Origin of the sequence: Actinomyces wuliandei (assembly GCF_004010955.1) — a bacterium.
In the GTDB taxonomy this organism is placed as follows: domain Bacteria; phylum Actinomycetota; class Actinomycetes; order Actinomycetales; family Actinomycetaceae; genus Actinomyces; species Actinomyces wuliandei.
The window spans coordinates 1,668,374-1,695,150 of the sequence record NZ_CP025227.1 but is presented as its reverse complement, the minus strand read 5'-3'; the positions used below and the strand labels follow the sequence as shown (position 1 = coordinate 1,695,150).

Sequence of the window (26,777 nt, the reverse complement as noted above, 5' to 3'; positions counted from 1 at the left end):
TCAGCGGCGCCTCACGGCCGGGAGACGCCCAGCCACGCCGACCCCCACGACCAGCGGCCGGGGCGGCAGGTCGTGCGTCGTGTCATGGTCTTTCGTCGTGACCTCAATGACCAGCCGGTGCCTCGTCATCTCAGGTCTGCTCCCACTGCCAACGCTGTCGTCCGGGCGGAGGCGGCTCTGCGTGAGAACGGCGTGGAGCCGGTCGCCCCAGGCAGTGAGCTGCCGGTAGACATGGTCCTGGTCCTAGGAGGCGATGGCACGATCCTGCGGGCCTGCGAGGAGGCCCGTCAGCGCGACATTCCCCTGGTCGGGATCAACACAGGGCACATCGGGTTCCTGGCTGAGGCCGATCCAGACGCTGTCGAGCAGGTGGTCGCCGACATCGTCGCGGGACGTTTTACCGTGGAGACTCGCACGGCCCTCGACGTTGAGGTCATCGCGCCCGACGGCTCCACCCGGCACCAGTGGGCGCTCAACGAGGCCGCGCTAGAGAAACGTGACCGTGCCCGCATGCTGGAGGTCGCCATCGGTGTGGACGGTCAGGCTGTCTCCTCCTTCGGCTGTGACGGCCTCATCGTGTCCACCCCGACCGGTTCCACCGCCTACGCCTTCTCCTGCGGCGGACCCGTCATATGGCCAGAAGTCGAGGCCCTCCTCATGGTACCGGTCGCTGCTCACGCCCTGTTCACACGTCCCCTCGTGCTGGGGCCTGACTCCTGCCTCGAGGTCGTCGTACAGCACGGCGGCTTTGGCGGGGCCGAGATCTGGTGCGACGGCCGACGCAGTCTCGACGTCCCCTCGGGCAGCCGTATCCGGGTCGTCCGGGCAGAGCGGCCCGTCAGGCTGGCCCGGCTCAACGACGCCCCCTTCTCCACGCGTCTGGTGCGCAAGCTGGGACTACCCGTCCAGGGGTGGCGCGCCTCGCCCAGGGCAGACAGCCATGGCGCCGCCCACCGACGGCCATCGGGGGAGCAGACGCCATGATCGACTCCCTGCGCATTGAGGACCTCGGGGTCATCCAGGAGGCTGAGATGACCCTCAGCAAGGGGCTGACCGCCCTGACGGGTGAGACCGGTGCGGGCAAGACCATGGTCCTGACCTCCCTGGGTCTCCTGCTGGGACAGCGGGCGGAGACCTCGGTGGTGCGTGCCGGGGCCCGGCGGTGCCTGGTTGAGGGGACCTTCCTGGTGGAGCCTGCCTCCCGGGCTGCTGCACGTGCGGTCGAGGCGGGTGCCGAGCTTGACGGAGAGGTCCTGATCGCCTCCCGGACCGTCCCTGCCTCAGGACGCTCACGCGCCTACCTCGGGGGACGCTCGGTGCCCTCAGCAGTCCTCGCCGAGGTCGGCAGCACGCTCGTGGCTGTCCACGGGCAGACTGACCAGCTCCGGCTGCGCTCCGCTGCCACCCAGCGGGCCGCCCTCGACTCCCTGGGCGGCAGCGGGCACGCCCAGGTGTGCCGACGCTACTCCCAGGCCTACCGGCACCGGAAGGAGGCTGCTGAGGCGCTGGCCTCCTGGCAGGCCTCGGCCCAGGATCGCGCCCAGGAGGCAGCCCGGCTGCGTACCTGGCTCAACCAGATTGACGAGCTCGATCCCCAGCCCGGGGAGGACCACAGGCTGAGGGAGGAGGCCGAGCGGCTGGACAACGCGGAGGACCTGCGCCGCGCGGCCGAGATGGCCCTGGTGTCCCTCAGCGGGCGTGAGGAGTCCCTTGAGGAGCCTGCCGACGTCGTCACCCTGGCAGCCAGGGCGGACCGGGCACTGGCTGCCGTGGCTGACGTGGACCCGGCCCTGGCAGACCTGGCTGAGCGTACTCGCCGACTGGGTATTGAGGCGGCAGACGTCTCTGCCGACCTGGCGGGATACCTGGAGGACCTGGAGGCAGACCCGGCACGCCTGGCCTGGGTCCAGGACCGTCGCGCTGCCCTGGCCCGGGGCTGCCAGGAGATCGGCGGGGCGGCTGAGTACCTGGAGGACGTCGACGCCCTGCTGGCCTGGCAGCAGCAGGCGGTGCAGCGCCTCTGTGAGCTGGACGGGCCCGGAGACACCGAGTCGCTGCTGGTGCGGCGGCTGGCTGAGGCCGACGACGCGCTCTCCGCAGCATGCAGTGAGCTCTCCCGTGGGCGCGCGGCGCTGGCACGCCGCCTGGAGGAGGCCGTCACTGGCGAGCTCGACGGACTGCAGATGGCAGGCTCCCGGCTGGTCGTCGAGCTGACCGCGCTCGACCAGCCGGGCCCTGCTGGAGCCGAGTCGGTGGCGTTCCTACTTGTCTCCCACCCGGGTGCCCCGGCCCTGCCCCTGGGCAAGGGGGCCTCAGGAGGAGAGCTCTCCCGGATCATGCTGGCCCTGGAGGTCGTCCTGGCGGAGGCGCAGCCGCAGGACCGGAACCCGGCGGGAGGATCCGCGCGCGCACGCACCCTTGTCTTCGACGAGATCGACGCGGGGGTCGGGGGACGGGCCGCCCGGGAGGTCGGACGACGGCTCGCACGCCTGTCGCGCCTCCATCAGGTGGTAGTAGTCACTCATCTAGCGCAGGTAGCGGCGTGGGCAGACACCCACCTGGTGGTGCGTCGGCAGACGGCTGCACCCACGGGGCACGCGGGTGCACTGGCCGGTGACGGTGCCCCTGACACTGCCTCTGCGCAGCCTGATACCGCGGCACAGACGCTGACGACCGTGACCGCTGTCGAGGGCAGGCAGCGCCAGCGAGAGCTGGCGCGCATGCTGTCGGGGCACGAGGACTCCCAGGCTGCCGTCCGCCACGCGGCCGAGTTGCTCCGCGAGGCTACCGTGGCACAATCCCAGGCGTGAGGAACCCCTTCCGCAGGACGCCGCCGTCAGGCTCCGACCGCTCCACCTTCGTGGTCCGTGTCGACTCGCGTACCAAGAGGCTCACCAAGCGCCTTCAAAGCGGTGAGGTCGCCGTGATCGACCACGCTGACCTCGACCGGGTAGCCGCAGAGGCCCTGGTCGAGTGCCGCCCCTCGGCTGTGCTCAACGCTGCCCCCTCGGTGTCCGGCCGCTACCCGAACCTGGGTCCTGGCGTCCTGGTGGAGGCGGGAGTACCCCTGGTTGACGACCTCGGCCCGGAGGTCATGCGCCTGCACGACGGGCAGCGAGTCGTCATCCGTGACGGGACCGTGCTGCTCCCCGACGAGCAACCGGTTGCCGAGGGGACGCTCCAGTCTGCCGAGACCGTGGAGGCCTCCCTGGCCGCTGCCAGGAAGGGGCTCTCGGTCCAGCTGGAGGCCTTTGCTGCCAACACCATCGAGTACATGCGTGGCGAGTGGGACCTGCTGCTCAACGGTGTCGGTATGCCCGAGGTGTCCACGCAGATGGGGGGCCGGCACGTCCTGGTCGTGGTGCGCGGGTACTCCTACAAGGAGGACCTCAGGGCGCTGCGGCCCTATATCCGTGAGTACAGGCCTGTCATCATCGGTGTCGACGGAGGGGCTGACGCGGTGCTGGAGGCTGGTCTCAAGCCCCACATGATTGTGGGCGACATGGACTCGGTCTCCGACAAGGCCCTGTCCTGCGGCGCGGAGATTGTCGTCCACGCCTACCGTGACGGCCGTGCCCCGGGTCTCAGGCGTGTGGAGGATCTGGGCGTGAGCCACCACGTCTTCTCCGCTACCGGCACCTCGGAGGACATCGCGATGCTCATGGCTGACGAGGCGGACGCGGAGATCATCGTCGCCCTGGGCACCCACGCCACCCTCGTGGAGTTCCTGGACAAAGGGCGCTCAGGGATGTCCTCCACGTTCCTGACCCGTCTCAAGGTCGGCGGCCGTCTCATCGACGCCAAGGGAGTCTCCCACCTCTACCGGACCCGCATCTCAGGGTGGTGGCTGCTCCTGCTGGCACTGGCCGGTGTCCTCGCCCTCGCGGCAGCCCTGATGTCAACCCCGGGAGGCCAGACCTTCCTGGGACTGTTCGGTGCGATCTGGGACGACGTCGTCAACTTCTTCCGCTCACTGGTGGGACTGTCCCCGCAGCCCCCGACCGTGTAAGGCGCGTTAAAGCACGTTAAGGCACCACGCTAAGGACTCCTGAGGACGTGAGGCAGCAACTATGATCGACTTCCGCTACCACCTAGTCTCTCTCATCTCTGTCTTCCTGGCGCTGGCGGTCGGGATCGTCCTGGGGGCCGGACCGCTCCAGAACTCCCTCGGTACCGCCCTCAACGACCAGGTCACCTCCCTGCGTGAGAGCCGCAACGCCCTCAACAGCCAGCTCGAGCAGACAGCATCAGCGCTCAACGAGCGTGACACCTACATCACCCAGGCGGCTCGTTCCTTCCTTCCGGGGACACTCAGCGGTCAGACGGTGGCTGTCGTCATGCTTCCCGAGGCCGAGGAGGACGATGCCGACCAGGTCGTCGCCCAGCTGCAGGCGGCCGGAGCAGCGGCCGACGGACGCTACGCCCTGACGCAGACGTGGGTGGAGCGCTCCCGGGAGAGCTACCGCAGCACCTACTCCGGGCAGTTCACTGATCCGCTGGGAGACCCCGCGTCGTCAGTGCCCAACGCTGTCATGGGGGAGGGGCTGGGCAAGGCCCTGACAGGGGACGACGGCAGTGCCAGGACCCTGAGAAGCCTGCTCACCGCAGGCGAGGACCCCCTCATGGCGACTGAGACCGAGCCGAGCAGCCCCGCTGACATGGTCGTCGTCGTCGGACCGCGGGCGGACACCTCCTCCGTCGGCTCCTCTGGCACGGCGTCACCGCAACCGACTGACGGCACCGAGCTCGACTCCTGGGTCCCCGTCATGACCGGTGCGGCTTCCGCAGCGACCACGGTCGTCGTGGGCTCGGCCGACGAGAGCACGGGCGTCGTCGCCCTGATTCGCTCAGACGACGCTGCTGTCACCACCGTGGACTCGGTGGGGCAGGTCCCTGCGGCGGTGTCGGCCCCGTTGGCCCTAGCCGCCGCAGAGGGGGGCGCAGTGGGCCACTACGGTTTTGACCAGAGCGCCACCGCCGTCATGCCTCCTGTGCCCGAGTGAGCCGCGCCGACTGCAGGGGCGGTGCCGAGGCGCCGCCGGGGCCGCGACCTCGCCTGGGTGAGCCACTACCCCGCCCCGCCGAGGTCGGCAGCCTAGGCTGGCCCCATGAGACTGACGAGGTGCAGCACCGTTTCCTCACGCCGTCTGGCAGCGGCGGCGCTGGGCTCGGCCTGTGCCGTCCTGTGCGTGTGCACGGGGCTGGCTGGCAGGTCCCCTGTGCTCACGCGCACCAACTTCCACGGACGTGAGGTCAGCCTGCGCGGGGGTGCCGGGGCCGCGGTCGGGGCTGTGGCGGCGTGCCTGGCTGCCGGGGGGCGGGCTGCGGGTGCGGTGGCACCTGCGGCGGCCGTCGCGACCGGGGCCAGCGCGGTGGCGGGACTGGTTGACGACCTGGACGCGGGCGCCCATGACGGTGAGCACGTCGCCAAGGGTCTCAGAGGCCACTTGGGCGCCCTGGCCCGCGGCAGAGTGACTACCGGGGTCGTCAAGATCGTGGTGATCGGAGCCGGTGCGACGGTGGCCGGGGGCCTGGTCGCGGCTGACCGTGGCCGTGGGCGTGCAGGGGCACGCAGCGCCCGACGGCGTGCCGTCCTGGGCGACGCTGTGGTCAGCACGGTCGCGATCGCCTCGTGGGCCAACGTGATGAACCTGCTCGACCTGCGTCCTGGCCGGACGCTCAAGGCGACCGGCCTGATGTCCGCCCTCGTGCTCATGGCGCCCGCCGACCGGGCAGGGACCTCGCGCCGCCTCGCGGCTGGCGCGCTGGGTGCCGTGGCCGCCTGCCTGCCCGGAGACCTGCAGGAGCACACCATGCTTGGTGACACCGGTGCCAACGCCCTGGGCGCCCTGGTGGGCTCCTCAGTGGCGGCGCACCCCTGTCGGGCTGCCCGTGAGGTGGCGGCCCTTCTCGGGGTGGTCCTTGTCCTGGCCAGCGAGAAGGTCTCCTTCAGTGCCGTGATCGACGGGCTCCCTCCTCTGGCAGCGCTTGACCGGCTGGGCCGCTGCCCCTGATGGCTGGCGGTCCTGCCCGAGGAGGGCTTGCTGCGGCAGGAGGTGTCGCCGGGCTCACGCTCGTGTCCCGCGTGCTGGGGCTGGGGCGCTGGGTGGTCCAGGCGGTCACCGTCGGTTCCGGGACAGTTGCGGGCGCGTACAGCACAGCCAACCAGGTGCCCAACGTGCTCTACGAGGTCGTGGTGGGCGGGGCGCTGGCCGCCACCGTGGTCCCTCTCCTGGCGGGGGCGGTCAGCGACGGTCGCCAGGAGGAGGCGCGTGCCACCGCCAGCGGCCTGCTGGGAGTTGTCCTGGTGGTCCTGACCCCCCTGGCGGTCCTCCTGGCGGTCCTGGCTGAGCCCGTGGCCGCTGCCTTCCCGGTCTCCCAGGGGGTTGACGCCTCGGTGCAGGTCTCCCTCGTCGCCGGGTTCCTGCGGATGTTCGCCCTCCAGGTCCCCCTGTACGGACTTGGCGTCGTCCTGACCGGGATTCTGCAGGCTCACGGGTCCTTTACCTGGCCGGCGCTGACGCCGGTGCTGTCCTCGGTCACGGTCATGGGCACCTACGGGCTCTACGCGGCGATGGGTGGGTGGCGGCCGGAGGGGGGAGAGGTCTCCCTGTACGTCCTGGGCTGGGGGACAACAGCAGGCGTGGCGGCGCTGAGCCTGCCCCTGCTGTGGCCGGTGCACCGCCTGGGACTGGGTCTGCGCCCTTCCCTCGATCTGGGGGGAGCCGTTGCCCGGCGCGCCTGGCGCCTGGGGGCAGCCGGGGTGTGGACGCTCCTGGCCCAGCAGCTGAGCGTCGTGGTGGTCCTGGCGCTGGCCCGGTCGGCGGGAACCACGGGGACGGTCGCCGTCTACCAGTACACCCAGGCGGTTTACGCGCTGCCCTACGCCGTCCTGGTCGTGCCGGTCGCCACTGTCCTCTACCCGCGCCTGTCGGCGGCCTTCGGGAGCGGGCAGCGTGAGGACCGGCCGGAGGCGGGGCGGGGGTGGCGGGTGTCGGTCGACGGGTCCGGCGGGCGCGCAGGGGAGCGTGACGGCGAGGGCACCGGGTCGGGGGGGCAGTCTTCTCCTGGGGTCTCTCCCTGGGCTGTCCGGGGGCTGGTGGCCGATGCCACTGCCCTGGTGACTGCCGTGGCACTTGCGGGTGCCGGGATGCTTCTGGTGGTGTCCCAGGTGGCGGAGCGCTTCTTCAGCCTCCTGGCCCCGGTGGAGGGCATGGGTGCTGCCCTGGCGGTGCTGTCTCCCGCGCTGGTGGGCTACGCCCTGATCTACCAGGTCACACGTGTGCTCTACGTCGCTGATCGTGCTGCTGACGCCGCCAGGTCGACAGTGGCGGGGTGGCTGGCTGTCGCGGTGGCCTCCGCCGTGTGCGTCCGTCTCCTGGCTCCCCAGGGGGCCGACGCCTCAGGGACCCTGGTGGCTTTGGCACTGGGGCAGGGCTTCGGGATGACGGTGGCGGCTGTCGCCCTGGGGGCTGCTGCTGCACGCTGTTTCGGTGCTGGGGTGCTGGCAGGAAGCCTGGCCGTCCTGGGGGCGGGCACGCCGGTCGTGGTGCTTCTTGGCCTCGGCCTGCGTGCTGCTGTAGCGGCAGTGGAGCCGGTAGCCGTCGCGACGGCTACCGCTGCCGTGGGAGCCGTCGTGTGCGCGGCGGCGGTGGCTGCGGCGGCCGCAACGGTGCATCGTGGCATCCTCCACGTCCTGCGGGGCCAGGGCCGACATGGCTCCGCTGACACGGGTTCTCAGGGTTCAGGGTAAGGAGCAGGTATGAGCGCTCAGGCCCGGGGGCGAGGCCCCCGCGTGCTGCAGGTCAGCGGGATGGCAGCAGGTGGTGTGCGCACCCATCTGGCGCAGTGCGCGCGCCTTCTGGCCGCTGACGGCTGCGACGTGCTGGTGGCTGCTCCCGCAGCGGTGCTGGAGGGTCTTGACACCGGGCAGGCGCACCGGGAGGAGCTGGGGATCGGCTCACGGCCCTCGGCCCGCGCGGTGGCGGCCCTGGTACGGCTGCGCCGTGCCGCGCGTGGCGCTGAGGTCCTGCACGCCCACGGCCTGCGGGCGGGGGCACTGGCTGCCGTAGCGGTAGGGCGGCGGCGAGCAGGTCGGCCCCGGCTGGTAGTTACCGTCCACAACCTTACGGTTGGAGGACGGCTGGCTCGGCTCGTGGGGGATGGCCTGGAGGGCCTGGTGGCGGCCCGTGCCGACCTGGTCCTGGCTGTCAGCCCTGACCTGGCCGGGCGCGCCCGGGGCCGGGGAGCCGCCGCCGTGGAGCTGGCGGTGGTCCCGGCGCCGTGGGCTCCTGGCAGGGGCGCGGAGGACGCAGCCGCCTCCGGAGCCGTGCCTGGGGCTGCTTCCGGGAGCATGCCCGACGCGACATCGGGCACTGTGTCCGGGACGGTGTGGGTGCGGGGCCTCCGCCGGGTCCTGACCGTGGCCCGGCTGGCGCCCCAGAAGGGCCTGGACGTGCTGCTGGACACTGCTGCCGTCCTGGGGCGTCGTGCGGCGGAGGGCAGGCTGCCTGCGGTCGAGTGGGTCGTCGTCGGTGACGGTCCCGCCCGGGCTGCGGCCCAGCAGCGCATTGACGCCGAGGGCCTGCCTGTCAGGCTTCTGGGGCGTCGTGCGGGAGCCGCTGCGCTCATGGCCCAGGCTGACGTCGTTGTCCAGACCAGCCTGTGGGAGGGACAGCCCCTGAGTCTCCAGGAGGCCCTGCGAGCCGGGGCAGCTGTCGTGGCCACTGACGTGGGCGGCACGGCCCTCACGGTCCGTGGCGGGGCGGTGCTGGTGCCACCCCGCCCCCAGGAGCTGGCGGAGGCGGTCGGGACGCTCCTGGCCAGTCCCGGTGAGCTGCGGCAGGCTCGGCAGCGGGCACGTGGCGCCGCCGCCGTCCTGCCGACGGACGACGATCTCCTGGTGCAGCTGCACCGGGCGCTGGGCGTGTGACGCGCCGGTACCGCCGGCCTCTGTCGTGGTGCTGTCAGGGTACTGTCAGGCGCGGTGGCCGACAGCCGCGCGCAGCAGCCTGCGGCGTCGTGTCTGCAGTGGTGGCGGGTGCGCCCGCTGCGGTCGTTGACGGGAGGACCGATGAGCGCTCAGGTGCCGAGGACTGCGGACGAGCGGCAGCACCGGGAGGTGGTCGCGTGCGAGCGGGTGTGGGAGGGGCCCATCTTTGCCGTCGGTGCTGAGGAGGTGGTGCTGCGCCCGGGCCAGGAGCCGGTGGCGCGCCAGGTCGTAGCCCACCACGACGCCGTGGCCGTGGTCGCCCTGAGGGAGGGTGCTGCCTCCTCCCAGCCTCGCGGCGCCGCAGAGGTCCTCATGGTCCGCCAGTACCGCCACCCGGTGCGTGCTGCCCTGTGGGAGGTCCCGGCGGGCCTGCTCGACGTGCCGGGAGAGTCCCCGGTGGAGGCGGCCCGGCGCGAGCTGGCCGAGGAGACCGACTACGGCGCCGAGCGCTGGGACGTCCTGGCGGACTTCTACGCCTCGCCCGGGTTCACCACCGAGGGTGTTCGGGTCTTTCTGGCCCGTGGCCTGGACCTGCTGCCTCACTCCCTCAGGAGCCAGCGTCAGGCGGAGGAGGCAGAGCTTGTCCCGACCTGGGTGCCCCTGGCCGCTGCCGTCGAGGCCGTGGTCTCTGGCAGCCTCCACAACCCGTCTACCGTGATAGGGCTGCTGGCCGTGCAGCAGGCCCGGGCTGAGGGCTACGCGCGGCTGCGCGCTCCTGACGCGCCGTGGCTGCGCAGTCCCCACAGCCTGTGACCGTCCTGCTCCTGCCCGTGAGGCGTGGTGAGGGTGCGAGGTGCCTGGCAGCCGGAGGCAAGGCAGAACTTGTAGACGAGACTTCAATAGCGGCCACTTTTCATTGCCGAATGTGTTCAATCCCACCTGCGGCGCCGTGTCGTGAACTTGCGGACTCGGAATTTTGCAAGCAGTATATGAGTTAAAGTTGTGGAACGACGACGAACCGTGCCCCGGTCCTGGTCAGCCGTCGCCACGCAGGACCCACGACTGAGCGTCCGTGGTGAGGCCACCAGAGGGAGACGGAGAGGAGCAGGCCATGACACAGGCTGACGACGACTCCACCCGAGCCCGGGTCCTTGACCTCATCGCGGAGAAGGGACCCGTCTCGGCGGCACAGCTCGCCAAGGTGCTGGGGCTGACCCCTGCGGCGGTGCGTCGGCACATCACCGTGCTGGAGGACTCCGAGGAGATCGAGGTCCACACCCCCGCGACGCCGCTGCGCCGTGGGCGCGGACGTCCGGCGCGGCACTACGTGCTGACCCCCAAGGCGCGCACCAGCTTTGCGGACGGGTACTCCGACCTGGCCAGCCATGCCCTGCGGTACCTGTCCCAGGTGGCGGGGGAGCGTGCCGTGGGCTCCTTCGCCGCAGCCCGGGGACGGGATCTGGAGCGCCGTTACTGCGCTGCTGTCGAGGCGGCTGGACAGGACCCTGCCGAGCGTGCGCGGGCACTGGCTGACGCCTTCACCATGGACGGCTACGCCGCCTCGGTGCGTGACGTCGGGGACGGCTCCTACGCCGTCCAGCTGTGCCAGGGCCACTGCCCGGTACGTGAGGTGGCGGGGGAGTTCCACGAGCTGTGCGACGCCGAGACCCAGGCGATCTCCAGGCTTGTCGGCGTCCCGGTGCAGCGTCTGGCCACCTTGGCGGGGGGCGAGCACGTGTGCACCACTCACATCCCTATCGCTGTCCCCGCGCTGCGCAAGCGTGCGGTCAGAGCGGCGAGGAGGAAGGGTCAGCAGGCCCGACGACCGGAAGGAACCCGATGACGGCACCCACGACCGACACCGTGCGCAGCACTGACGACGAGATCATCGACTCGATACCGACGACCTACGACTTCGGCTGGCACGACTCCGACGAGGCCGGAGCCAACGCCAAACGTGGTCTTGACGAGCAGGTCGTCCGTGATATCTCCGCGATCAAGGGCGAGCCCGAGTGGATGCTGGCCAAGCGGCTCAAGGCGTACCAGACCTACGAGCGCAAGCCGATGCCCACGTGGGGCGTCAACCTGTCTGAGCTCGACATGGACGCGGTGAAGTACTACGTGCGCTCCACCGACCGCCCGGCGAGCTCCTGGGACGACCTGCCCGAGGACATCAAGAACACCTACGACCGCATCGGGATCCCCGAGGCGGAGCGTGAGCGGCTGGTGGCGGGGGTGGCCGCCCAGTACGAGTCCGAGGTCGTCTACCACCAGATCCGTGAGGACCTGGAGGCGCAGGGCGTCATCTTCGTGGACACAGACACCGCCGTGCGTGAGTACCCCGACCTGGTCAAGGAGTACTTCGGCACGGTCGTCCCCGCCGGCGACAACAAGTTCGCCGCCCTCAACACCGCCGTGTGGTCCGGTGGCTCCTTCATCTACGTGCCCCCGGGTGTCCACGTGGAGATCCCCCTGCAGGCCTACTTCCGTATCAACACCGAGAACATGGGCCAGTTCGAGCGCACGCTCATCATCGCTGACGAGGACTCCTACGTCCACTACGTCGAGGGCTGCACGGCCCCGATCTACTCCACGGACTCCCTGCACGCCGCCATCGTGGAGATCATCGTGAAGAAGAACGCCCGCGTGCGCTACACCACCGTGCAGAACTGGTCCAACAACGTCTACAACCTGGTCACTCAGCGCGCTACCTGCGCCGAGGGCGCCACCATGGAGTGGATCGACGGGAACATCGGCTCCAAGCGGAACATGAAGTACCCGGCTGTCTTCCTCATGGGCCCCCACGCCCGGGGCGAGGCCCTGTCCATCGCCTTTGCCGGGGAGGGCCAGCACCAGGACACCGGCGCCAAGATGGTGCACATGGCGCCCCGTACCTCCAGCCACATTGTCTCCAAGTCCATCGCCCGGCACGGGGGGCGCTCCGCCTACCGCGGCCTGGTGCAGGTCATGAGGAACGCGCGCAGCTCGAAGTCCAACGTGCTGTGTGACGCGCTGCTGGTTGACGAGATCTCCCGCTCCGACACCTACCCCTATGTCGACGTGCGTACCGACGACGTGGAGATGGGGCACGAGGCCACTGTCTCCAAGGTCAGTGCCGACCAGCTGTTCTACCTCATGCAGCGCGGCCTGACGGAGACGGAGGCTATGGCCACGATCGTGCGTGGGTTCGTCGAGCCCATCGCACGCGAGCTGCCCATGGAGTACGCCCTGGAGCTCAACCGGCTCATCGAGCTGCAGATGGAGAACTCCGTGGGCTGACCGGGGCCCGTCCCTAGGACCATGACCGTTGAGACACCTGTGAGCCGTTGAACGGCAAGGAGCCATGAATGACTGAACTTGTCACCGACCACTCCAGCGCGGCACTGGAGGGGGCGCACTCCCACGGGGCTCCCCGTGGCCCTCGCTACACCTCCTCCCGGGCCGACCGTGTGGCGTCCTTTGACCCTGCAGACATCCCGGTACCTCACGGGCGTGAGGAGGAGTGGCGCTTTACCCCGCTCAGGCGCTTTGCCCCGCTGTTCGACCTTGAGGCCGTGACCGCAGGCTCAGACGCGGCGGGCAGCCTCAGCCTTGAGGCGGACCTGCCTCAGGGCACGGTCCTGGAGACCGTCTCCCGTGACGACCCGCGTCTGGGGCGTGTCGGCGCGCCCGTGGACCGTGCCGGGCTGACGGCCTGGGTGGGCTTCTCCACCGCCACCGTCCTGACCCTGTCGGCTGGCGCCCGCCTGGAGCGGGCCGCGCGCCTGGAAGTGACCGGGCTTGACCAGGCAGGTGCCCAGCCCACTGCCCAGCACATCCTGGTCCAGGCCGAGGCAGGCTCCCAGGGCACGGTGATTATTGACCACACCGGGACCGTGGCCCTGACCCAGGGGGTGGAGGTCGTCGTCGCTGACGGCGCCGACCTCACCCTGGTCACCGTCCAGGGGTGGGACGAGGCTGCCGTCCACGCATCCAGCCACCGCGTGCGTGTTGAGGGGCGCGGGGTCCTCAAGCACGTCGTCGTCTCCCTGGGAGGGGACGTGCGCATCTGCCCCGACCTTGGCTTCTCCGGGGAGGGCGGGCACATCGACGCCTACGGCGTCTACTTCACCGACGCGGGCCAGCACCAGGAGCACCGCCCCTACGTCGCCCACACGCAGCCGCACTGCTACTCCCGGGTCACCTACAAGGGGGCGCTGCAGGGGGAGCGTGCCCACGCCGTGTGGGTGGGGGACTGCCTCATCGGTGCCCAGGCCCGTGGGACGGACACCTACGAGCTCAACCGCAACCTGGTCCTCACCGAGGGGGCCAAGGCTGACTCCGTCCCCAACCTGGAGATCGAGAACGGCAGCATTGAGGGGGCTGGTCACGCCAGCGCCACAGGACGCTTTGACGACGAGCAGCTCTTCTACCTGCGCGCCCGGGGGATCACCGAGACCGAGGCCCGGCGCCTGGTGGTGCTGGGCTTCTTCAACGAGATCGTCGCTGAGATCGGTGTCCCCGAGGTGGAGGACCGGCTCATGCGTGCCATTGAGGTCGAGCTGGCGCTGACCGGCGTTATCTCCGCCCCGCTCCAGGACCAGGTACCTGCCTCCTCCTAGCGCCCCGGGTGCCGTCATGGTGTCACAGCATCACACCTTGCCGCACCGAGCATCTCTAGACACGACCACGACCACAGCCAGCCGAGAGAACTCCTTATATGAGCACCCTGACCATCAAGAACCTTCACGTCCAGGTCGAGACCAATGACGGTCCCAAGCCCATTCTCAAGGGCGTGGACCTGTCGATCGACTCCCGCGAGATCCACGCGATCATGGGCCCCAACGGGTCGGGCAAGTCCACCCTGGCCTACTCCATCGCCGGTCACCCCGAGTACGAGGTCACCGATGGCGAGGTCCTCCTGGACGGAGCCAACCTGCTGGAGATGAGCGTGGACGAGCGGGCACGTGCAGGCCTGTTCCTGGCTATGCAGTACCCGGTGGAGGTTCCCGGGGTGACGGTGGCAAACTTCCTGCGCACCGCCAAGACTGCCCTGGACGGGCAGGCTCCCAAGGTGCGCCAGTGGGTGGGCGAGGTCGGTACCGCCATGGAGCGGCTGCGCATGGACCCTGCCTTCTCTGAGCGCGACGTCAACACCGGGTTCTCAGGTGGTGAGAAGAAGCGTTTTGAGATCCTCCAGATGGAGCTGCTCAAGCCCCGTTTCGCCGTCCTGGACGAGACCGACTCCGGCCTGGACGTGGACGCGCTGCGCGTGGTCTCTGAGGGAGTCAACCGTCTTCACGGCTCCTCCGACGCGGGCTTCCTCCTCATCACCCATTACACCCGGATCCTGCGCTACATCAAGCCAAGCCACGTCCACGTGTTCGTCGACGGGCGTGTCGCCGAGCAGGGGGGGCCGGATCTGGCCGACCGCCTGGAGGAAGAGGGCTACGACCGGTTCCTCTCCTAGGCGGCACGCCCCGACACCTGCGACCCACCTGCTGGGAGGCACCTGATGACCCACGCTGCCACGACTCCTACGAACCGGGAGGAGCTTGCCCGTGTGCGAGCCGACTTTCCCTACCTGGAGCGTCCAGCCCGCAACGGCGCGCCACTGGCCTACCTGGACTGGGCTGCCACCAGCCAGAAGCCGACGGTCGTCCTGGAGGCCGAGCAACGGTACTACCGCATGAGCAACGGGGCTGCCGGACGCTCCACCTACCAGCTTGCTGACGAGGCGACAGCAGTGTGGGAGGACGCTCGTGCGGCGGTCGCTGCCTTTGTGGGTGCCCGTCCTGACCAGCTGGTCTTCACCAAGAACGCGACGGAGGCGGTCAACCTCCTGGCACTGGCAGTCGGCCACGCCAGCCTGGGCCGCCCCGCCGCGCGTGGAGGGGTGTCGGCTGCTGGTACCGACCCGGCACGCAGGCTGTCGCTGGGTCCGGGCGACGAGCTCGTGGTCACCCGTGCCGAGCACCACGCCAACTTGGTGCCCTGGCAGGAGCTGTGTGCGCGGACCGGGGCTGTCCTGCGCTGGCTGGACCTGGACAAGGAGGGGCGTATCGACCCCGGTTCCGCAGGCGTCGTGACCGAGCGGACCAGGGTGCTGGCCCTGACCCACGCCTCCAACGTCACCGGGGCGCTCACCCCTGTGGGGGAGATCCTGCCGCGTGCTCGCCAGGTGGGAGCGCTTGTCCTCCTGGACACCTGCCAGTCTGCGGCCCACGTGCCCCTGGACTTCGCCTCCCTGAGCGCAGACGGAGTGGACGCCATGGTGCTGTCCAGCCACAAGATGCTGGGACCCACAGGTATCGGCGCCCTGGTGGCCACCCAGGAGCTGCTAGAGGCCATGCCGCCGGTCCTGACCGGTGGTTCCATGATCGAGCACGTCTCCATGGAGTCCTCCACCTACATGAGTGGCCCCGCCCGCTTTGAGGCAGGCAGCCAGCCCCTGGCCCAGGCCGCAGGCTGGCAGGCGGCCGTCACATACCTGGCCGAGCTGGGCATGGACCGCCTGCGCGCTACCGAGTCCCGCCTCACTGCGCGTCTGCTGGAGGGTATGGGGCGGCTTGACGGGGTCCACGTCATCGGCCCGCGCAGCACGGACGGGCGTCTTGGTGTCGTCGCCTTCAGCGTCGAGGGTGTCCACCCCCACGACGTGGGTCAGGTCCTGGACGCTGAGGGGGTCGCGGTGCGTACCGGCCACCACTGCGCCCAGCCTCTCCATGAGCACTTCGGCGTCCGGGCCTCCTGCCGCGCGTCCCTGGGGCCGTGCACCAGTGCTGAGGACGTGGACAGGTTCCTCGCTGCCGTCGGCACTGTCCGGGACTATTTTCTGAGGTGATCATGAACGAGCTCGACCGTCTCTACCAGCAGGTCATCCTCGACCACTCCCGCGAGCGGCACGGGGAGGGGCTCCCGGAGGACGCGCAGGCCACCAGCCACCAGGTCAACCCGACCTGTGGCGACGAGATCGACCTTGGTGTGCGTGTGGAGGACGGGGTGATTGTCTCCCTGGGGTGGCAGGGACAGGGTTGCTCCATCTCCCAGGCCTCGGCCTCGGTCATGCACGACCTGGTCCACGGTGCGGACCTGGAGGCCGTGGCGAGGCTGGAACGGGACTTCTCTGTCCTTATGCACTCCCGGGGGCAGGGAGTCGACGAAGCGGTTCTTGACGGGCTTGAGGACGCGGCTGCCTTCGAGGGGGTCTCTAAGTACCCCAATCGCGTCAAGTGTGCTCTCCTGGGCTGGATGGCGCTCAAGGACGCCCTGGCCCGGACGGGTGCCTCCCTGTCGGCGCACCTGGCACAGGCAGACCCTGACCAGGCCGGGTAACCGACCACCCGCTCCCGGCCACGAAGAACCTGGGAAGAACCTGGTAAGAGCTGACAGGAGGAGACATGATGACGAGTGACAAGCCAGCGGTACCGCCGCCCGACAACCCCATGGCGGCCCAGCACCAGCCGACCCCTGTGGCCTCACAGGTCGATGTCGCTGCCGTTGAGGAGGCGCTGCGTGACGTCATTGACCCCGAGCTGGGGATTAACGTGGTTGACCTGGGCCTGCTCTACGGTGTGTCGATCGAGCCGGACGGCACCGTGGTCTTGGACATGACACTGACGACCGCCGCGTGCCCGCTGACCGACGTCATTGAGGAGCAGGCCCAGCAGGTCCTGGTCGGGATCGCTGACCAGGTGCGTATCCAGTGGGTGTGGCTGCCGCCGTGGGGACCGGACAAGATCACCCCGGAGGGCCGCGAGCAGCTGCGCGCGCTGGGCTTCAACGTCTGAGGTTTTCTGGTCCTCTGCTGGTCCCCGGCTCTGACCTGTTGCGCGTCGGCGCTCACTGCCCGCGCCAGCGGGCGATCGCCTTAGCCAGCAGGGGCTCCATGGCCTCGGCGACCCGGGTGTAGGCGGGCTCCGCGCTCCTGATGAGCCAAAACAGGGACCGGAGGGCACCGACGTCCACGCGTGCGGCGAGGTCGTCAGTCACGGCCGCACCCGCATCCGGGTGCGCTGCCCTGATGGTGGGAGGAGCGGGGGAGCGGCAGTCGGCGGGAGCGCTGTCGGAAGGTTCCAGGACCCTGGCCACGGCCTCCAGCGGGACCCGCCTGGACCAGCCAGCGAATGCGGGACAGGCGGGCGAGGTGGCTCAGGTCGTAGTCGCGCCAGCCGCCGCGCTCGGCCGGGACCGGCAGCAGCCCCAGCGAGTGGTAGTAGCGCACAGTGGTGCCGGTGAGTCGGGCGATCTCGGCGACGCGCATGCGGGCTGCCTCTCGTTCGATGCGGCGGGTGACCGGTCTACGGCAATGGCTCCACCATAGGCGCCCGCGGCCCCGCCGTCACCGGGCTGTGGCCCGGTTGCCCAGAGCAGCAGCCAGTGCGCGCCCCCAGGTGCGGGCAGCCGCCTCCTCACCGTCAGCCAGGGGACCTTGAGCCGACCTGACCACGAAGCTCCTCGCCGCCGAGGTCTGCCGACCCTGGCCGCGCCGCAGGGACCTGGCGATCGCCCTGGCCGCTGAGCCGCTCAGCCAGCCCCTGGAGGTGACGGTGTCGAAAGCAGCCACAGGCAGGTAGGAGGGGACTGCCGTGCCCTCTAGCCACTCACGTATCCCGCTGGCTGGTGGCGTCGTCCCCGCCTGCTTGTGCGCCTGGCTGCGTGTGGCCGTCGTAGGCAGCCCCCGGTTGTGGGTGGGTGCCCCCAGGACAAGCAGGTCGAGCCGGGCGGGAAGGCCGGTGGGCACCCGGGCCTCGACCACCTGGGCGTGAGCACCGACGTCTCTCAGCCCGGCGGCAACGGCCTCGGCGATGGTCCTGGTGGCGCCGAAGCAGGACTCGACGACGAGGGCTGTGCCGGTGTGGTCCCTGGGCTGCTTCCTGGTGACGCTGGTGGTACTGGGGGCGGAGTGAGATGTCATGAGCACAGCCTAAGGTGTGACGCAGCGTCATACGCAAGCGGGCCCCAGCGTCCGGCTGGTGAGGACTCCCTCAGCGCGGTGGCAGGGCGGCCGTCAAGGTAAACAGAGCGTTGTCGCGGGTTGGCGCGGGCTGCCGCGCAGAGGCGTCAGGGGCGCCTGGAGCCAGTCAGGCTGGTCAGAGTTGGCCAAGGGCCGCTCACAGTCGGTCAGGGCTGACTGAGAAGGTGTCACAGGCTGCCACGCTCCCGTGCTCCATGCCCGTGGAGAACCAGCGCACGCGCTGCTCGGAGGAGCCGTGGGTCCAGGAGTCAGAGTCCACCGACCCCGAGCTGCGCTGCTGGATGTGGTCGTCCCCCACGGACTCGGCGGCGTTGATCGCCGTGCGGATCTCGGCGGAGGAGGGCGTGACCAGGAAGGGCTCGCCGGTATCCGGGTCCGGGGTGGTCGCGGCGTGGCTGACCCACACACCCGCGTAGCAGTCGGCCTGGAGCTCCAGACGCACCGAGTCCGAGGTCGCACCTGTCCCGGAGCGGTCCGCAGCGGACATGCTCCCGGTCAGGTGCTGGACGTGGTGGCCGAACTCATGGGCGACGATGTACTCCTCAGCCAGGGGCGTGTCCTGGGCACCCAGGGTCCGCTCCATGTCGGTGAAGAAGCTCATGTCCAGGTAGACGGTCTCGTCCCCGGAGCAGTAGAAGGGGCCGACGGCGCTGGAGGCGGTGCCGCAGGCCGAGCTGACGGAGGAGCCGTCCCACAGGACGAACTGGGGCTGGCGGTAGCCCTGGCCCGCCTGGGCTGGCAGCTGCGAGCCCCACACGGCGTCCAGGGACTCCGCGGTCGCAATCATGCGGCACTGGGTGTACTCGTTGGCGCTGGCCCCGTCCGTGCACACCGAGGTGTCGATCGTGGAGGAGGTGGAGACCCCCGTCGTGCCCTGCTGGGAGCCCAGCAGGGCAGTGAGGTCGATACCGGTGAGCTGGGAGACGAGCATGAGCGCCACGACGGTCAGGACCGACCCGCCACCGATGACTGCCCCACGCCTGCCGCCGGAGCGGGTGGAGACGCGGTTCGGGTCGATTTTGATGTCGCGGTTGAAGGACATGGGCACCTCACGGGACGAGCAGTGGCTCCCAGCCTAGCGCCTGGGACGGCCCCGGCCGTTCCTGGCTCGTAGGTGTGCTGGTAGGGGTGGTCCTGGGGCAGGTCCTCAGGGTCTGCCATGCCCTCGGGAAGGGGGCGCACCCCCAGGGAGAAGTAGGCCCCCGGAGCCAGGTAGGTGGGCACGGTCAGGCTCTGGGTGATCTCGTCGGCGATGGTCTCCGGGGTCTGTGGGAGAGTGAACATCTCGCTGAGCCCGAACCTGGCGTCGACGTCCCAGGTGACGAGCTTCCTCATCAGTGTGGCTACTCCTCTCCTGTCGTCGTCCTGCCTGGGCTGGTCGGGGTGGGGCTCGGCCCGGGACGTGGGGCTGGGTCAGCGCATCCGCTCAGGGTGGAGGCCGGGGGTGTGTGGGTGTTAGTGGAAGTAGTGGGGGTAGTCCTTCTCGGGGTCGTGGTCGTTGTGGTCGACCCACTGGTGGTCTATCTGGGTGGGGGTGATGCCGGGGGTCAGGACGGTGTGGCCGGTGAAGCCCTCGTCGGTGTACCACAGGACGAGGCCGGGGTCGGGGTGGAGGTGGCGTACCCAGGCGGCGACCTCGGCAGCGACCTGGGGGTCGGCGTCGGTGGAGACCATCCGGTTGTGGGGGAAGTGGGCCACGGTGAACGGGGGGGGCGTCTGGTGGGGAGACGACTGCGGCGTCGGTGATGTGGCGGGCCGGGTCCTCGGTGACGGCCTGGCACCCGGGCCACCGGTGCTGGGCGGCCTGGAGGAAGGCCTCGGCGTCGATCATCTGCTGGGCCGGGTCCATGGCCACGACCATGTGGTCAACTCCCATGGTGGTCCTCGCTCTCTGCTGGTTGCGGCTGGTGGTTGCGGCTGGGTCGGGTTGTACGGGGGTCAGGGGGCGTAGCGGACCTCGACGGGTGCGTCTGGTCCCAGGAGGGCCTGGACGCGCTGGGTGAGGTAGGCCTGGGCGCGGGGGGTGTTGGTGGCGCCCACGGCCGCGCCCAGGGCGACCATGAGCAGGCCCTGCTCCAGGGGCGGCAGGGACTGCCACCACGACCCCAGCGCGTCCAGCACGCCCGCCAGCCACCCACCACCCGGACCGCCTGGGCTGGTTGGGGTGGGGGTCCGGGTTGTGGCGCTGGTCTGGCTGCCGGGCTGTCTGGGGTGGTGTGTGGGTGTTAGTGGAAGTAGTGGGGGTACTCGTTCTCGGGGTCGTGGTCGTTGTGGTCGACCCACTGCTGGTTGACCTGGGTGGGGGTGATGCCGGGGGTCAGGACGGTGTGGCCGGTGAAGCCCTCGTCGGTGTACCACAGGACGAGGCCGGGGTCGGGGTGGAGGTGGCGTACCCAGGCGGCGACCTCGGCAGCGACCTGGGGGTCGGCGTCGGTGGAGACCATCCGGTTGTGGGGGAAGTGGGCCACGGTGAACGGGGGGGCGTCGGGTGGGGAGATGTTGGCGGTTGCGTCGCTGATGAGGCGGGCCGGGTCCTCGGTGACGGCCTGGCACCCGGGCCACCTGCGCTGGGCGGCCTGGAGGAAGGCCTCGGCGTCGATCATCTGCTGGGCCGGGTCCATGGCCACGACCATGTGGTCAACTCCCATGGTGGTCCTCGCTCTCTGCTGGTTGCGGCTGGGTCGGGTTGTACGGGGGTCAGGGGGCGTAGCGGACCTCGACGGGTGCGTCTGGTCCCAGGAGGGCCTGGACGCGCTGGGTGAGGTAGGCCTGGGCGCGGGGGGTGTTGGTGACCACGACCAGGCGGGTCACGGGGTTGCCCCGGGAGGCGATGACCTCACCGTAGCGCTCCATCTCCCTGTCGAAGCGCCCCATGAGCATGTCCTGGATCGCCGGGGGCCTTCTTCCCTCGTACATGGAGGTCGGCCCGCCGCTGGTGTGCTTGGCGTCGTAGGCGGCGTAGGCGGTCCCGTCGGGCAGGACGGCGTCAGCCATGACCTTGGTCGTCCCGTCGTCGGCGACGAGCTCCCGCTCGACGTCGGTGCCCAGGACGCGGTGCTGGTAGCGGTAGGCCTCGGTGCTTGGAGGGTTGCGCTGGGTCCTCATGGAGTCGTACCAGGCCTGGCGGGTGGCGGGGTCGGACCAGTCCTGGGGCTGGGGTCTGGCTCGCTGGGGTCGTGTCCCGGCTGTGGGTGTGCTGTGTGTCTGGCTGGTTCTGGTGGTTCTGTGTGTCCTGTTGGTGTGTGGTGTGGGTGTTCTGTCTCTGTGTGTGGTGTGGGGTGTGTGGCGCAGAGTGGTGTGGGGGTCTGGTGCGGGGTGGGGGTAGGCGGGTGCGAGTCCGTGGCCGGGCAGGAGGTCGTCGAGCAGGGAGGCGTTGCGCCACAGGCGGGGCTCGGCCAGGTCCTGGGCTGCGTGGTGGGCCAGGAGGCCTCCGGCGGCGCCCAGGGCTCCGCCGAGGGCCTTGGTGGTCAGCCACAGGGTGGTGTCGGCGGCGATCTCGGCGGCGGTGTGGGTGGCCAGGTAGGAGGAGACGGTGCCCTTGGGGTCGCGTGCCAGGTCGGCGGCGGTGTGGGCCGAGTCCAGCATGGCCAGGGAGGTGCCCGCGGTGAAGGCCAGTGACAGGGAGCCGCCGGTGGCGACCACGGCCGCGCCCAGGGCGACCATGAGCAGGCCCTGCTCCAGGGGCGACAGGGACTCCCACCACGTGCCCAGCGCGTCCAGCACGCTGGCCAGGCTCACCCCGCCCGGGGCGGTCAGCGACTCACGCAGCCCGCCTGCCAGGGACGGCACCCCGGCCAGCACCACCACCCCCACCACCGAGACCACTAGCGCCAGGGCTACCACGGACCAGCGGCCGGGGCCGCTGTCAGCGACCCCGCGTGCGGCCAGCTCGCGCGCCTGGCGCAGCCCCACCACGGTGCGGGCCGCCAGCCGGTGTCGCCCCAGCGCCTTACCCGCTGCCAGGGCGCGCCAGGCCAGGCGCGCCTCGACCAGGGGCAGGAGCAGCGCGTCCACCACGTCCGCCCTCCACCGGCCCCACCGGGTAGGCGGCAGGGCGGCCATCCGCCGCCACCGCCACACGCCCAGCCAGCCCCCGCCCACGGCGCCGTCGTACACGCCGACGTCCTCCAGGAGCTTGGTGGAGTACCCGCCTGCCCACAGGATGCGCGCGTCCAGGACGGCGGCCGCCACCAGCACCGCCAGCAGCAGCCATCCGCGCCCCGCGCCCCCGCCGGTGAGCGTGCTGGTGATCCCGACCACGAGTGAGGGCGCCTCGCCTTTGGTATTGGCCCAGGTCAGGTTCTCGGTAGAGGCGTTGCGCCCCGCGTGGTCAACCACTGCCACCCACCAGGTCAGCACGGGCAGCACCACGCTGACGGCCCGCAGGGCTGCCGCCTGGCGCGGCGTGCCCTCCAGGTGCTGGGAGCGCCACCACAGGTGGCGTCCCACTCCGGTGGCCGCCGCCACCAGGCCGGTGACCACCGCGTGCCCGCCAAAGGACAGAGCGGCCGGAGACTCCCCGGAAAAGGGCGACAGGCCGAAGGTCGTCGCCCCCATGCACTCCATCATGTTGGAGCCGCTGGTCACGGAGCAGAACGCCCGGTCCATCGTGGTCCACACCAGCCCGGTAGCCTCCGTGTAGGCAAGCCGCCTGGCGCCCTCCTCCACGGCCATGAACCCGGCACCGCAGGCCACGCCCAGCACCAGCCAGTCGGACACCAGCAGACGCCGTACCCGTCCCGGCGCTACCACGGCCAGGACCACCAGCGGCACCAGCTTGCCCAGCTCCTCGACCAGTGGAGCCGCCACCACCTGCGCCTCTACGGACCTCATCGAGACATCGGCGGCCTCCACCAGCCGTGACGACACCCAGGCCACCACTCCCGCCCAGGGTGCCGAGACGGCAAACACCACCGAGACCAGCCGCCACGGCACCGACTTGGTGCGTGCCAGCCAGAACCAGGCCACCACCACCCACAGGCACCCCGCCCACGCCCCGAGGCTGTAGCGCAGGGAGGGCACCACCACCACCGCCGCGGCCACCAGCGGCAGCGCCGCCCACACGGCCAGCACCTGGAGGCGGCGCAGTACTGCCAGGCCGCGCCACCGGCGCAGCCGTGCCCCCAGGACCTCCCACCACTCCAGGCCCAGCTCCCCGCCGGGCGCGGGGGCCGGGCCAGGCGCGGACGGAGGCGCAGGAGGAGGTGGGGGAGGCGCAGGAGGCACCTGCCCCGGAGGCTGTCGTCCCGGAGGGGCCTGCCCGCTGGGGGCCTGAGTGTGCGCAGGTCCACCTGCCGGGGGCGTGCCCGTCTGGCTGGGCCACACGCCGTAGCTCCTGACCGCTCCCGGGGGAGCCGGGGGAGGGGGCTGTGGCGCCTGTCCGCCCGGCGGGGCACCGTACCCGGGTGCAGTCATCACGGTCCTCTCACGGCCACAGGTGTCGGCTTACTGTCCCGCCTGGTGCAGGTCGGTACCAGGTACGGGGCTGCAATCACGGAACTGTAACGGAGCGGGGTCGCTGTCACAACACGCGCCGCCTGCGCGCCCCTGGCAACGCCCAGGAACCTCCCCGGCGCAGGTCGGCGGTGTTTTCTGTGACCTTTTCGTATTCTAGGTCCGTGACCTTTCCAGCAACGTCACTCGGTGGCGAGATCGACATGGCCGCGCTGCGGGCGCAGGACCCCACCGGGCTTCTCGACGGCATCGACCGGGCCCTCGCCTGGGACATCCCCCTGTCGACCCGCTTCCGTGGGCTGACCCACCGCGACGGGTCATGGCGCGCGGGGTGAGAATGCGTCGGTGCGGTTCAAGCGGGTGGCCCGGTCCTGGGCCGCCCGGAACCACCAACAAGGTAATGAGGGGGTACGCGGGGCCGCCAGTGCGGGTCCTCCTGGAGGACAGGCGGGCGCGAGTACCCTGGGTAGATGCTCTACGACTTGCTCTACAAGACTGTCCTGACCCACGTTGACCCGGAGCGTATCCACGACGTGTGCCTGGAGGCGGTGGCGGCGGTCAGCCGGGTTCCCCTCGCGCGCGACGTGGTGCGCCAGGTGTGGGGGCGCCGACCGGTGTTCCCGGTGCCCAGTGCCAACCAGGGAGGACCCTTCGCGCGGCCTGTGCCCGGCCTCCTGGGACTGGCCGCAGGCATGGACAAGGAGGGCGGGGCGGTTGAGGGCATGGACATGCTCGGCTTCGGCTTCATCGAGGTCGGGACCGTGACTGCCCAGCCCCAGGAGGGCAATAGCAGGCCCCGCATGTGGCGCTACCCGGCGACGCGGGCCATCCGCAACCGTATGGGGTTCAACAGCTCGGGGGCCGACGAGGCCGCCAGGAGGCTGCGTGCGCTGCGCTCCACGGCACGCGGGCGCAGCATCGTCGTGGGTGCCAACATCGGTAAGAACAGGGCGACGTCGTTGGCTGACGCGGTGGGTGACTACCGCTACTGCGCCTCCAGGCTGGCCCGGTGGGTCGACTACCTCGTGGTCAACGTCTCCAGTCCCAACACGCCCGGGCTGCGCAGTCTCCAGGACGTCTCCTCCCTGCGCCCGATCCTCAGCGCGGTGCGTCAGGCTGGCGACGAGGCGGCTGGTCGCCGCGTCCCGCTCCTGGTCAAGATCGCTCCCGACCTGGCTGACGAGGACGTTGACGCCGTGGCTGCCCTGGTGCTGGACATGGGGCTGGACGGGGTGGTGGCGACCAACACCACCACGGACCACGACCTGGGGGAGGGGGGGGTGTCCGGGGCGCCGCTGCTGCCCCGGGCGCTGGAGGTCGTGCGCCGCCTCCGCCAGCAGCTGGGGGAGCGGCCGACCATCATCGGAGTGGGTGGCATCTCCTCGATCCTGGACGCCGAGCTGATGCTCGAGGCTGGAGCCGACCTGCTCCAGGCCTACTCTGCGTTCGTCTACAACGGCCCCGCCTGGCCGGGCCGTGTCAACCGTGCCCTGGCCCTGGGGCACCCCAGGCGCTGAGCCGTGCCGTTGACCGCAGACCAGGGCTTCGTCGCAGGCTCCTTCAGGGCACCTGTGGGCGCCCCTGGACAGCAGCCCTGCGAGCCCGGGAGGGCGCCGCAGGAGTGGATCCTCCCGTGGCGCCCTCCCGCTGCCCGCGCTCGGCTCCTCTCAGCCGGGTCTCCCTAGTCAGGCTATGCGGGACGCTCTTGCGGTGAGGTGGTCAGTGCGGGGTCGGTGAGGACCGCTCCCTGGAGCGCCGTGTCAACCGCAGCCATGATGTCGGGGTCCAGGACGACTCCGGAGGCCTTGACGTTCTCCTCCAGCTGCTCGGGCCGGGAGGCCCCGATAATGGCTGCCGAGACGTTCGGGTTCTGAAGGACCCAGGCGATAGCCAGCTGTGGCAGCGACAGGCCCGCCTCCTGCGCGACCGGCTGCAGCCCCTGCACGGCGGTCAGGATGTCGTCGTGCATCCAGCGTGAGATCATCTGCTGACCTCCCTTGTCGTCCGTGGCCCGTGAGCCTGCTGGCGGCTTCTGGCCGGGCAGGTACTTGCCGGACAGGACTCCCTGGGCCATGGGAGACCACACGATCTGGCCCAGTCCGAGCTCCTCGGAGGTGGGGATGACCTTCTCCTCGATGACCCGCCACAGGGCGGAGTACTGAGGCTGGTTGGACACCAGGCGGAAGCCCATCTGGGTGGCCAGCTCCTGGCCGGCCCGGATCTGGTCCGCTGTCCACTCGGAGACTCCGATGTACAGCGCCTTGCCGGAGCGCACCACGTCGGCGAAGGCCTGCATGGTCTCCTCCAGCGGAGTCGCGTAGTCGTAGCGGTGCGCCTGGTAGAGGTCGACGTAGTCCGTGCCCAGACGCCTGAGCGAGCCGTTAATACCCTCCATGATGTGCTTGCGGGACAGGCCGACGTCGTTGGGGCCCTTGGGGCCGACGGGCCAGTAGACCTTGGTGAGGATCTCCAGGGACTCGCGGCGCTGCCCCGCCAGCGCCCGTCCCAGGACCTCCTCCGCCACGGTGTTGGCGTAGACGTCGGCGGTGTCAAAGCTGGTGATGCCCAGGTCCAGGGCGGTGTGCACGCAGGCCGTGGCGGTGTCCGCCTCCACCTGGGACCCGTGGGTCAGCCAGTTGCCGTAGGTGATCTCGGTGATCTTCAGTCCGGATGAGCCTAGGTGACGGTAGGTAACCATGGCTCCACCCTAGGACGGTAGGCATGGCTGTGACCACAGGAGCCTGTTTGTTTCACGGCGCGCGAATTGGGGTGCGTTCCTGTCGGTGGGGCGTCTCCAGGGCCAGGGGCCGGGCGGGACTAGGCGGGGAACTCCCGTCGGCGCACCTGGGGGGCGGGTTGGCGCCAGCGCCGCAGCTGCATGCAGCGCATGAAGGTGTAGAAGAAGAAGGAGCCCTGCTGCCGCGCCTTGTCCCTGCCGAAGGCTGCGTCGAGCCTGCGGCGTACCTGCCACCAGCACAGGATGGAGTCCCCGATGGCCAGGAGGAAGACGACGTAGACCGCGAGCATGAGGTAGACGGAGGCGGGCACGAGCCGGGATGACAGTGAGGACAGCCCCAGCGTAAGCAGCATCAGGAGGAGGGTCAGGGGCATGAAGAGCTCCCCGACGCAGTAGCGTGCGTCCACGAAGTCGCGGACGTAGCGCCGGAGGGGACCCTTGTCCCTGGCTGGCAGGTATCTCTCGTCACCGGTGGCCATGGCCTCGCGCTGACGCTGCCAGGCCTCGTCCCGTGCCGCCCGCGCCTGTCTCCTGGCCGCCTTGCGGTCTGCGGGCACGACAGGGCGTAGTCCCCGGGCCTGCGCGTCCTTGCGTCGAGGGGTGGGCCGCCCCTTCCCCGCAGGCCTGGGGGAGGCGGGTGCTGGTTCTGGCTGGGCAGTCTGGCGGCGGCTCTTCGACGGGCTCACAGTGACCAGGGT

The 26,777-nt window shown here is 70.4% G+C and carries 27 protein-coding genes and 1 pseudogene; 17 read left to right on the top strand and 11 right to left on the bottom strand.

Translation table 11 applies throughout. The annotated features are described in order from the left end of the window. Positions 1-84 precede the first annotated feature (84 nt). The 15 genes from CWS50_RS06985 (at position 85) to CWS50_RS06915 (ending at position 16,701) form a co-directional block, all read left to right on the top strand. The gene (locus CWS50_RS06985; RefSeq protein ID WP_127843319.1) at positions 85-984 is read left to right on the top strand and encodes an NAD kinase; all 900 of its coding nucleotides are present in this window, start codon (positions 85-87) and stop codon (positions 982-984) included. Continuing rightward, complete coding sequence (recN, locus tag CWS50_RS06980; protein WP_127842206.1) at positions 981-2,810, top strand: DNA repair protein RecN; 1,830 nt, start codon at positions 981-983, stop codon at positions 2,808-2,810. The genes CWS50_RS06985 and recN overlap by 4 nt, the downstream gene beginning before the upstream one ends. After that, complete coding sequence (gene steA / locus CWS50_RS06975) at positions 2,807-4,009, top strand: putative cytokinetic ring protein SteA (RefSeq protein WP_127842205.1); 1,203 nt, start codon at positions 2,807-2,809, stop codon at positions 4,007-4,009. Before recN ends, steA begins: the two co-directional genes overlap by 4 nt. Before the next feature lie 61 nt (positions 4,010-4,070). Next, a complete protein-coding gene (locus CWS50_RS06970; protein ID WP_127842204.1) occupies positions 4,071-5,003 on the top strand; it encodes a copper transporter in 933 nt (310 codons plus the stop codon). A gap of 105 nt (positions 5,004-5,108) precedes the next feature. Next, positions 5,109-6,014: a hypothetical protein gene (locus CWS50_RS06965; RefSeq protein ID WP_127842203.1), complete on the top strand. Its 906-nt coding sequence runs from the start codon at positions 5,109-5,111 to the stop codon at positions 6,012-6,014. Next, complete coding sequence (gene murJ, locus CWS50_RS06960) at positions 6,014-7,753, top strand: murein biosynthesis integral membrane protein MurJ (RefSeq protein WP_127842202.1); 1,740 nt, start codon at positions 6,014-6,016, stop codon at positions 7,751-7,753. The genes CWS50_RS06965 and murJ overlap by 1 nt, the downstream gene beginning before the upstream one ends. A 9-nt stretch (positions 7,754-7,762) precedes the next feature. Next, positions 7,763-8,932 carry a glycosyltransferase family 4 protein gene (locus CWS50_RS06955; RefSeq protein ID WP_127842201.1) on the top strand — a complete coding sequence of 390 codons (1,170 nt, stop codon included), beginning with the start codon at positions 7,763-7,765 and terminating at the stop codon, positions 8,930-8,932. A 141-nt stretch (positions 8,933-9,073) separates the two neighbouring features. After that, on the top strand, positions 9,074-9,745 hold the full coding sequence (locus CWS50_RS06950; RefSeq protein ID WP_127842200.1) for an NUDIX domain-containing protein: 672 nt from the start codon (positions 9,074-9,076) through the stop codon (positions 9,743-9,745). A 298-nt stretch (positions 9,746-10,043) separates the two neighbouring features. Beyond that, on the top strand, positions 10,044-10,775 hold the full coding sequence (locus tag CWS50_RS06945) for a helix-turn-helix transcriptional regulator (RefSeq protein ID WP_127842199.1): 732 nt from the start codon (positions 10,044-10,046) through the stop codon (positions 10,773-10,775). Continuing rightward, positions 10,772-12,211, top strand: a complete 1,440-nt coding sequence (gene sufB, locus CWS50_RS06940; protein ID WP_127842198.1) for a Fe-S cluster assembly protein SufB — start codon at positions 10,772-10,774, stop codon at positions 12,209-12,211. The genes CWS50_RS06945 and sufB overlap by 4 nt, the downstream gene beginning before the upstream one ends. 68 nt (positions 12,212-12,279) lie before the next feature. Beyond that, entirely contained in the window at positions 12,280-13,533 is a 1,254-nt protein-coding gene (gene sufD, locus CWS50_RS06935) for a Fe-S cluster assembly protein SufD (RefSeq protein WP_127842197.1), read from the top strand. Between the two features lie 98 nt (positions 13,534-13,631). Next, the gene (sufC, locus tag CWS50_RS06930; protein WP_127842196.1) at positions 13,632-14,381 is read left to right on the top strand and encodes a Fe-S cluster assembly ATPase SufC; all 750 of its coding nucleotides are present in this window, start codon (positions 13,632-13,634) and stop codon (positions 14,379-14,381) included. A 45-nt stretch (positions 14,382-14,426) separates the two neighbouring features. Continuing rightward, positions 14,427-15,755, top strand: a complete 1,329-nt coding sequence (locus CWS50_RS06925; protein WP_127842195.1) for an aminotransferase class V-fold PLP-dependent enzyme — start codon at positions 14,427-14,429, stop codon at positions 15,753-15,755. 2 nt (positions 15,756-15,757) lie between these two features. Further along, entirely contained in the window at positions 15,758-16,246 is a 489-nt protein-coding gene (gene sufU / locus CWS50_RS06920) for a Fe-S cluster assembly sulfur transfer protein SufU (protein ID WP_127842194.1), read from the top strand. Between the two features lie 65 nt (positions 16,247-16,311). Then, positions 16,312-16,701 (top strand): metal-sulfur cluster assembly factor, encoded by a 390-nt coding sequence (locus tag CWS50_RS06915; protein ID WP_127842193.1) that lies wholly within the window; start codon positions 16,312-16,314, stop codon positions 16,699-16,701. A gap of 52 nt (positions 16,702-16,753) precedes the next feature. On the opposite strand, the gene CWS50_RS12955 is transcribed toward CWS50_RS06915, so the two are convergent. From CWS50_RS12955 to CWS50_RS13815, 9 genes and pseudogenes are all read right to left on the bottom strand, one after another. Next, the gene (locus tag CWS50_RS12955) at positions 16,754-16,903 is read right to left on the bottom strand and encodes a hypothetical protein (RefSeq protein WP_164860027.1); all 150 of its coding nucleotides are present in this window, start codon (positions 16,901-16,903) and stop codon (positions 16,754-16,756) included. Between the two features lie 84 nt (positions 16,904-16,987). Beyond that, positions 16,988-17,174 (bottom strand): annotated as a pseudogene (locus CWS50_RS06910) (MerR family transcriptional regulator); the annotation flags it as partial. A 78-nt stretch (positions 17,175-17,252) separates the two neighbouring features. Then, on the bottom strand, positions 17,253-17,828 hold the full coding sequence (locus CWS50_RS06905; protein WP_243118215.1) for a flavodoxin family protein: 576 nt from the start codon (positions 17,826-17,828) through the stop codon (positions 17,253-17,255). Positions 17,829-18,024: 196 nt separating this feature from the next. Next, positions 18,025-18,930, bottom strand: coding sequence for a KPN_02809 family neutral zinc metallopeptidase (gene ypfJ / locus CWS50_RS06900; protein ID WP_127842192.1), 906 nt, complete (start codon positions 18,928-18,930; stop codon positions 18,025-18,027). Then, positions 18,834-19,223: a hypothetical protein gene (locus tag CWS50_RS06895; protein ID WP_127842191.1), complete on the bottom strand. Its 390-nt coding sequence runs from the start codon at positions 19,221-19,223 to the stop codon at positions 18,834-18,836. Before CWS50_RS06895 ends, ypfJ begins: the two co-directional genes overlap by 97 nt. Positions 19,224-19,343: 120 nt before the next feature. Beyond that, a complete protein-coding gene (locus tag CWS50_RS06890) occupies positions 19,344-19,586 on the bottom strand; it encodes a hypothetical protein (protein ID WP_127842190.1) in 243 nt (80 codons plus the stop codon). A 240-nt stretch (positions 19,587-19,826) separates the two neighbouring features. Then, entirely contained in the window at positions 19,827-20,009 is a 183-nt protein-coding gene (locus CWS50_RS06885; RefSeq protein ID WP_127842189.1) for a hypothetical protein, read from the bottom strand. Between the two features lie 104 nt (positions 20,010-20,113). Next, complete coding sequence (locus tag CWS50_RS06880; RefSeq protein ID WP_127842188.1) at positions 20,114-20,536, bottom strand: hypothetical protein; 423 nt, start codon at positions 20,534-20,536, stop codon at positions 20,114-20,116. 49 nt (positions 20,537-20,585) lie between these two features. Then, positions 20,586-23,114, bottom strand: a complete 2,529-nt coding sequence (locus CWS50_RS13815) for a hypothetical protein (protein ID WP_127842187.1) — start codon at positions 23,112-23,114, stop codon at positions 20,586-20,588. Positions 23,115-23,506: 392 nt separating this feature from the next. On the opposite strand from CWS50_RS13815, the gene CWS50_RS06870 reads away from it, so the two are divergent. Both CWS50_RS06870 and CWS50_RS06865 read left to right on the top strand, forming a co-directional pair. Next, positions 23,507-23,677 carry a hypothetical protein gene (locus CWS50_RS06870; protein ID WP_341472708.1) on the top strand — a complete coding sequence of 57 codons (171 nt, stop codon included), beginning with the start codon at positions 23,507-23,509 and terminating at the stop codon, positions 23,675-23,677. A gap of 135 nt (positions 23,678-23,812) precedes the next feature. Beyond that, complete coding sequence (locus CWS50_RS06865; protein ID WP_127842186.1) at positions 23,813-24,859, top strand: quinone-dependent dihydroorotate dehydrogenase; 1,047 nt, start codon at positions 23,813-23,815, stop codon at positions 24,857-24,859. 173 nt (positions 24,860-25,032) lie between these two features. Here CWS50_RS06865 and CWS50_RS06860 read toward each other — a convergent pair whose 3' ends face one another. Further along, entirely contained in the window at positions 25,033-26,040 is a 1,008-nt protein-coding gene (locus CWS50_RS06860; RefSeq protein ID WP_127842185.1) for an aldo/keto reductase family protein, read from the bottom strand. 119 nt (positions 26,041-26,159) lie between these two features. After that, positions 26,160-26,765 (bottom strand): DUF3043 domain-containing protein, encoded by a 606-nt coding sequence (locus tag CWS50_RS06855; protein WP_127842184.1) that lies wholly within the window; start codon positions 26,763-26,765, stop codon positions 26,160-26,162. Positions 26,766-26,777 lie beyond the last annotated feature (12 nt).

What these genes read in the sequence shown, in the direction of transcription:
- CWS50_RS06915 (WP_127842193.1), top strand. Translation starts at nt 16,312, where the DNA reads ATGATGACGAGTGACAAGCCAGCGGTACCGCCGCCCGACAACCCCATG.
- sufD (WP_127842197.1), top strand. Translation starts at nt 12,280, where the DNA reads ATGACTGAACTTGTCACCGACCACTCCAGCGCGGCACTGGAGGGGGCG.
- CWS50_RS06970 (WP_127842204.1), top strand. Translation starts at nt 4,071, where the DNA reads ATGATCGACTTCCGCTACCACCTAGTCTCTCTCATCTCTGTCTTCCTG.
- CWS50_RS06895 (WP_127842191.1), bottom strand. Translation starts at nt 19,223, where the DNA reads ATGAGGAAGCTCGTCACCTGGGACGTCGACGCCAGGTTCGGGCTCAGC.
- CWS50_RS06985 (WP_127843319.1), top strand. Translation starts at nt 85, where the DNA reads ATGGTCTTTCGTCGTGACCTCAATGACCAGCCGGTGCCTCGTCATCTC.
- ypfJ (WP_127842192.1), bottom strand. Translation starts at nt 18,930, where the DNA reads ATGTCCTTCAACCGCGACATCAAAATCGACCCGAACCGCGTCTCCACC.
- CWS50_RS06925 (WP_127842195.1), top strand. Translation starts at nt 14,427, where the DNA reads ATGACCCACGCTGCCACGACTCCTACGAACCGGGAGGAGCTTGCCCGT.
- CWS50_RS06965 (WP_127842203.1), top strand. Translation starts at nt 5,109, where the DNA reads ATGAGACTGACGAGGTGCAGCACCGTTTCCTCACGCCGTCTGGCAGCG.
- recN (WP_127842206.1), top strand. Translation starts at nt 981, where the DNA reads ATGATCGACTCCCTGCGCATTGAGGACCTCGGGGTCATCCAGGAGGCT.
- murJ (WP_127842202.1), top strand. Translation starts at nt 6,014, where the DNA reads ATGGCTGGCGGTCCTGCCCGAGGAGGGCTTGCTGCGGCAGGAGGTGTC.
- CWS50_RS06880 (WP_127842188.1), bottom strand. Translation starts at nt 20,536, where the DNA reads ATGGGAGTTGACCACATGGTCGTGGCCATGGACCCGGCCCAGCAGATG.
- sufU (WP_127842194.1), top strand. Translation starts at nt 15,758, where the DNA reads ATGAACGAGCTCGACCGTCTCTACCAGCAGGTCATCCTCGACCACTCC.
- CWS50_RS06905 (WP_243118215.1), bottom strand. Translation starts at nt 17,828, where the DNA reads ATGACATCTCACTCCGCCCCCAGTACCACCAGCGTCACCAGGAAGCAG.
- CWS50_RS06860 (WP_127842185.1), bottom strand. Translation starts at nt 26,040, where the DNA reads ATGGTTACCTACCGTCACCTAGGCTCATCCGGACTGAAGATCACCGAG.
- sufC (WP_127842196.1), top strand. Translation starts at nt 13,632, where the DNA reads ATGAGCACCCTGACCATCAAGAACCTTCACGTCCAGGTCGAGACCAAT.
- CWS50_RS06950 (WP_127842200.1), top strand. Translation starts at nt 9,074, where the DNA reads ATGAGCGCTCAGGTGCCGAGGACTGCGGACGAGCGGCAGCACCGGGAG.
- CWS50_RS06945 (WP_127842199.1), top strand. Translation starts at nt 10,044, where the DNA reads ATGACACAGGCTGACGACGACTCCACCCGAGCCCGGGTCCTTGACCTC.
- CWS50_RS06955 (WP_127842201.1), top strand. Translation starts at nt 7,763, where the DNA reads ATGAGCGCTCAGGCCCGGGGGCGAGGCCCCCGCGTGCTGCAGGTCAGC.
- sufB (WP_127842198.1), top strand. Translation starts at nt 10,772, where the DNA reads ATGACGGCACCCACGACCGACACCGTGCGCAGCACTGACGACGAGATC.
- CWS50_RS06865 (WP_127842186.1), top strand. Translation starts at nt 23,813, where the DNA reads ATGCTCTACGACTTGCTCTACAAGACTGTCCTGACCCACGTTGACCCG.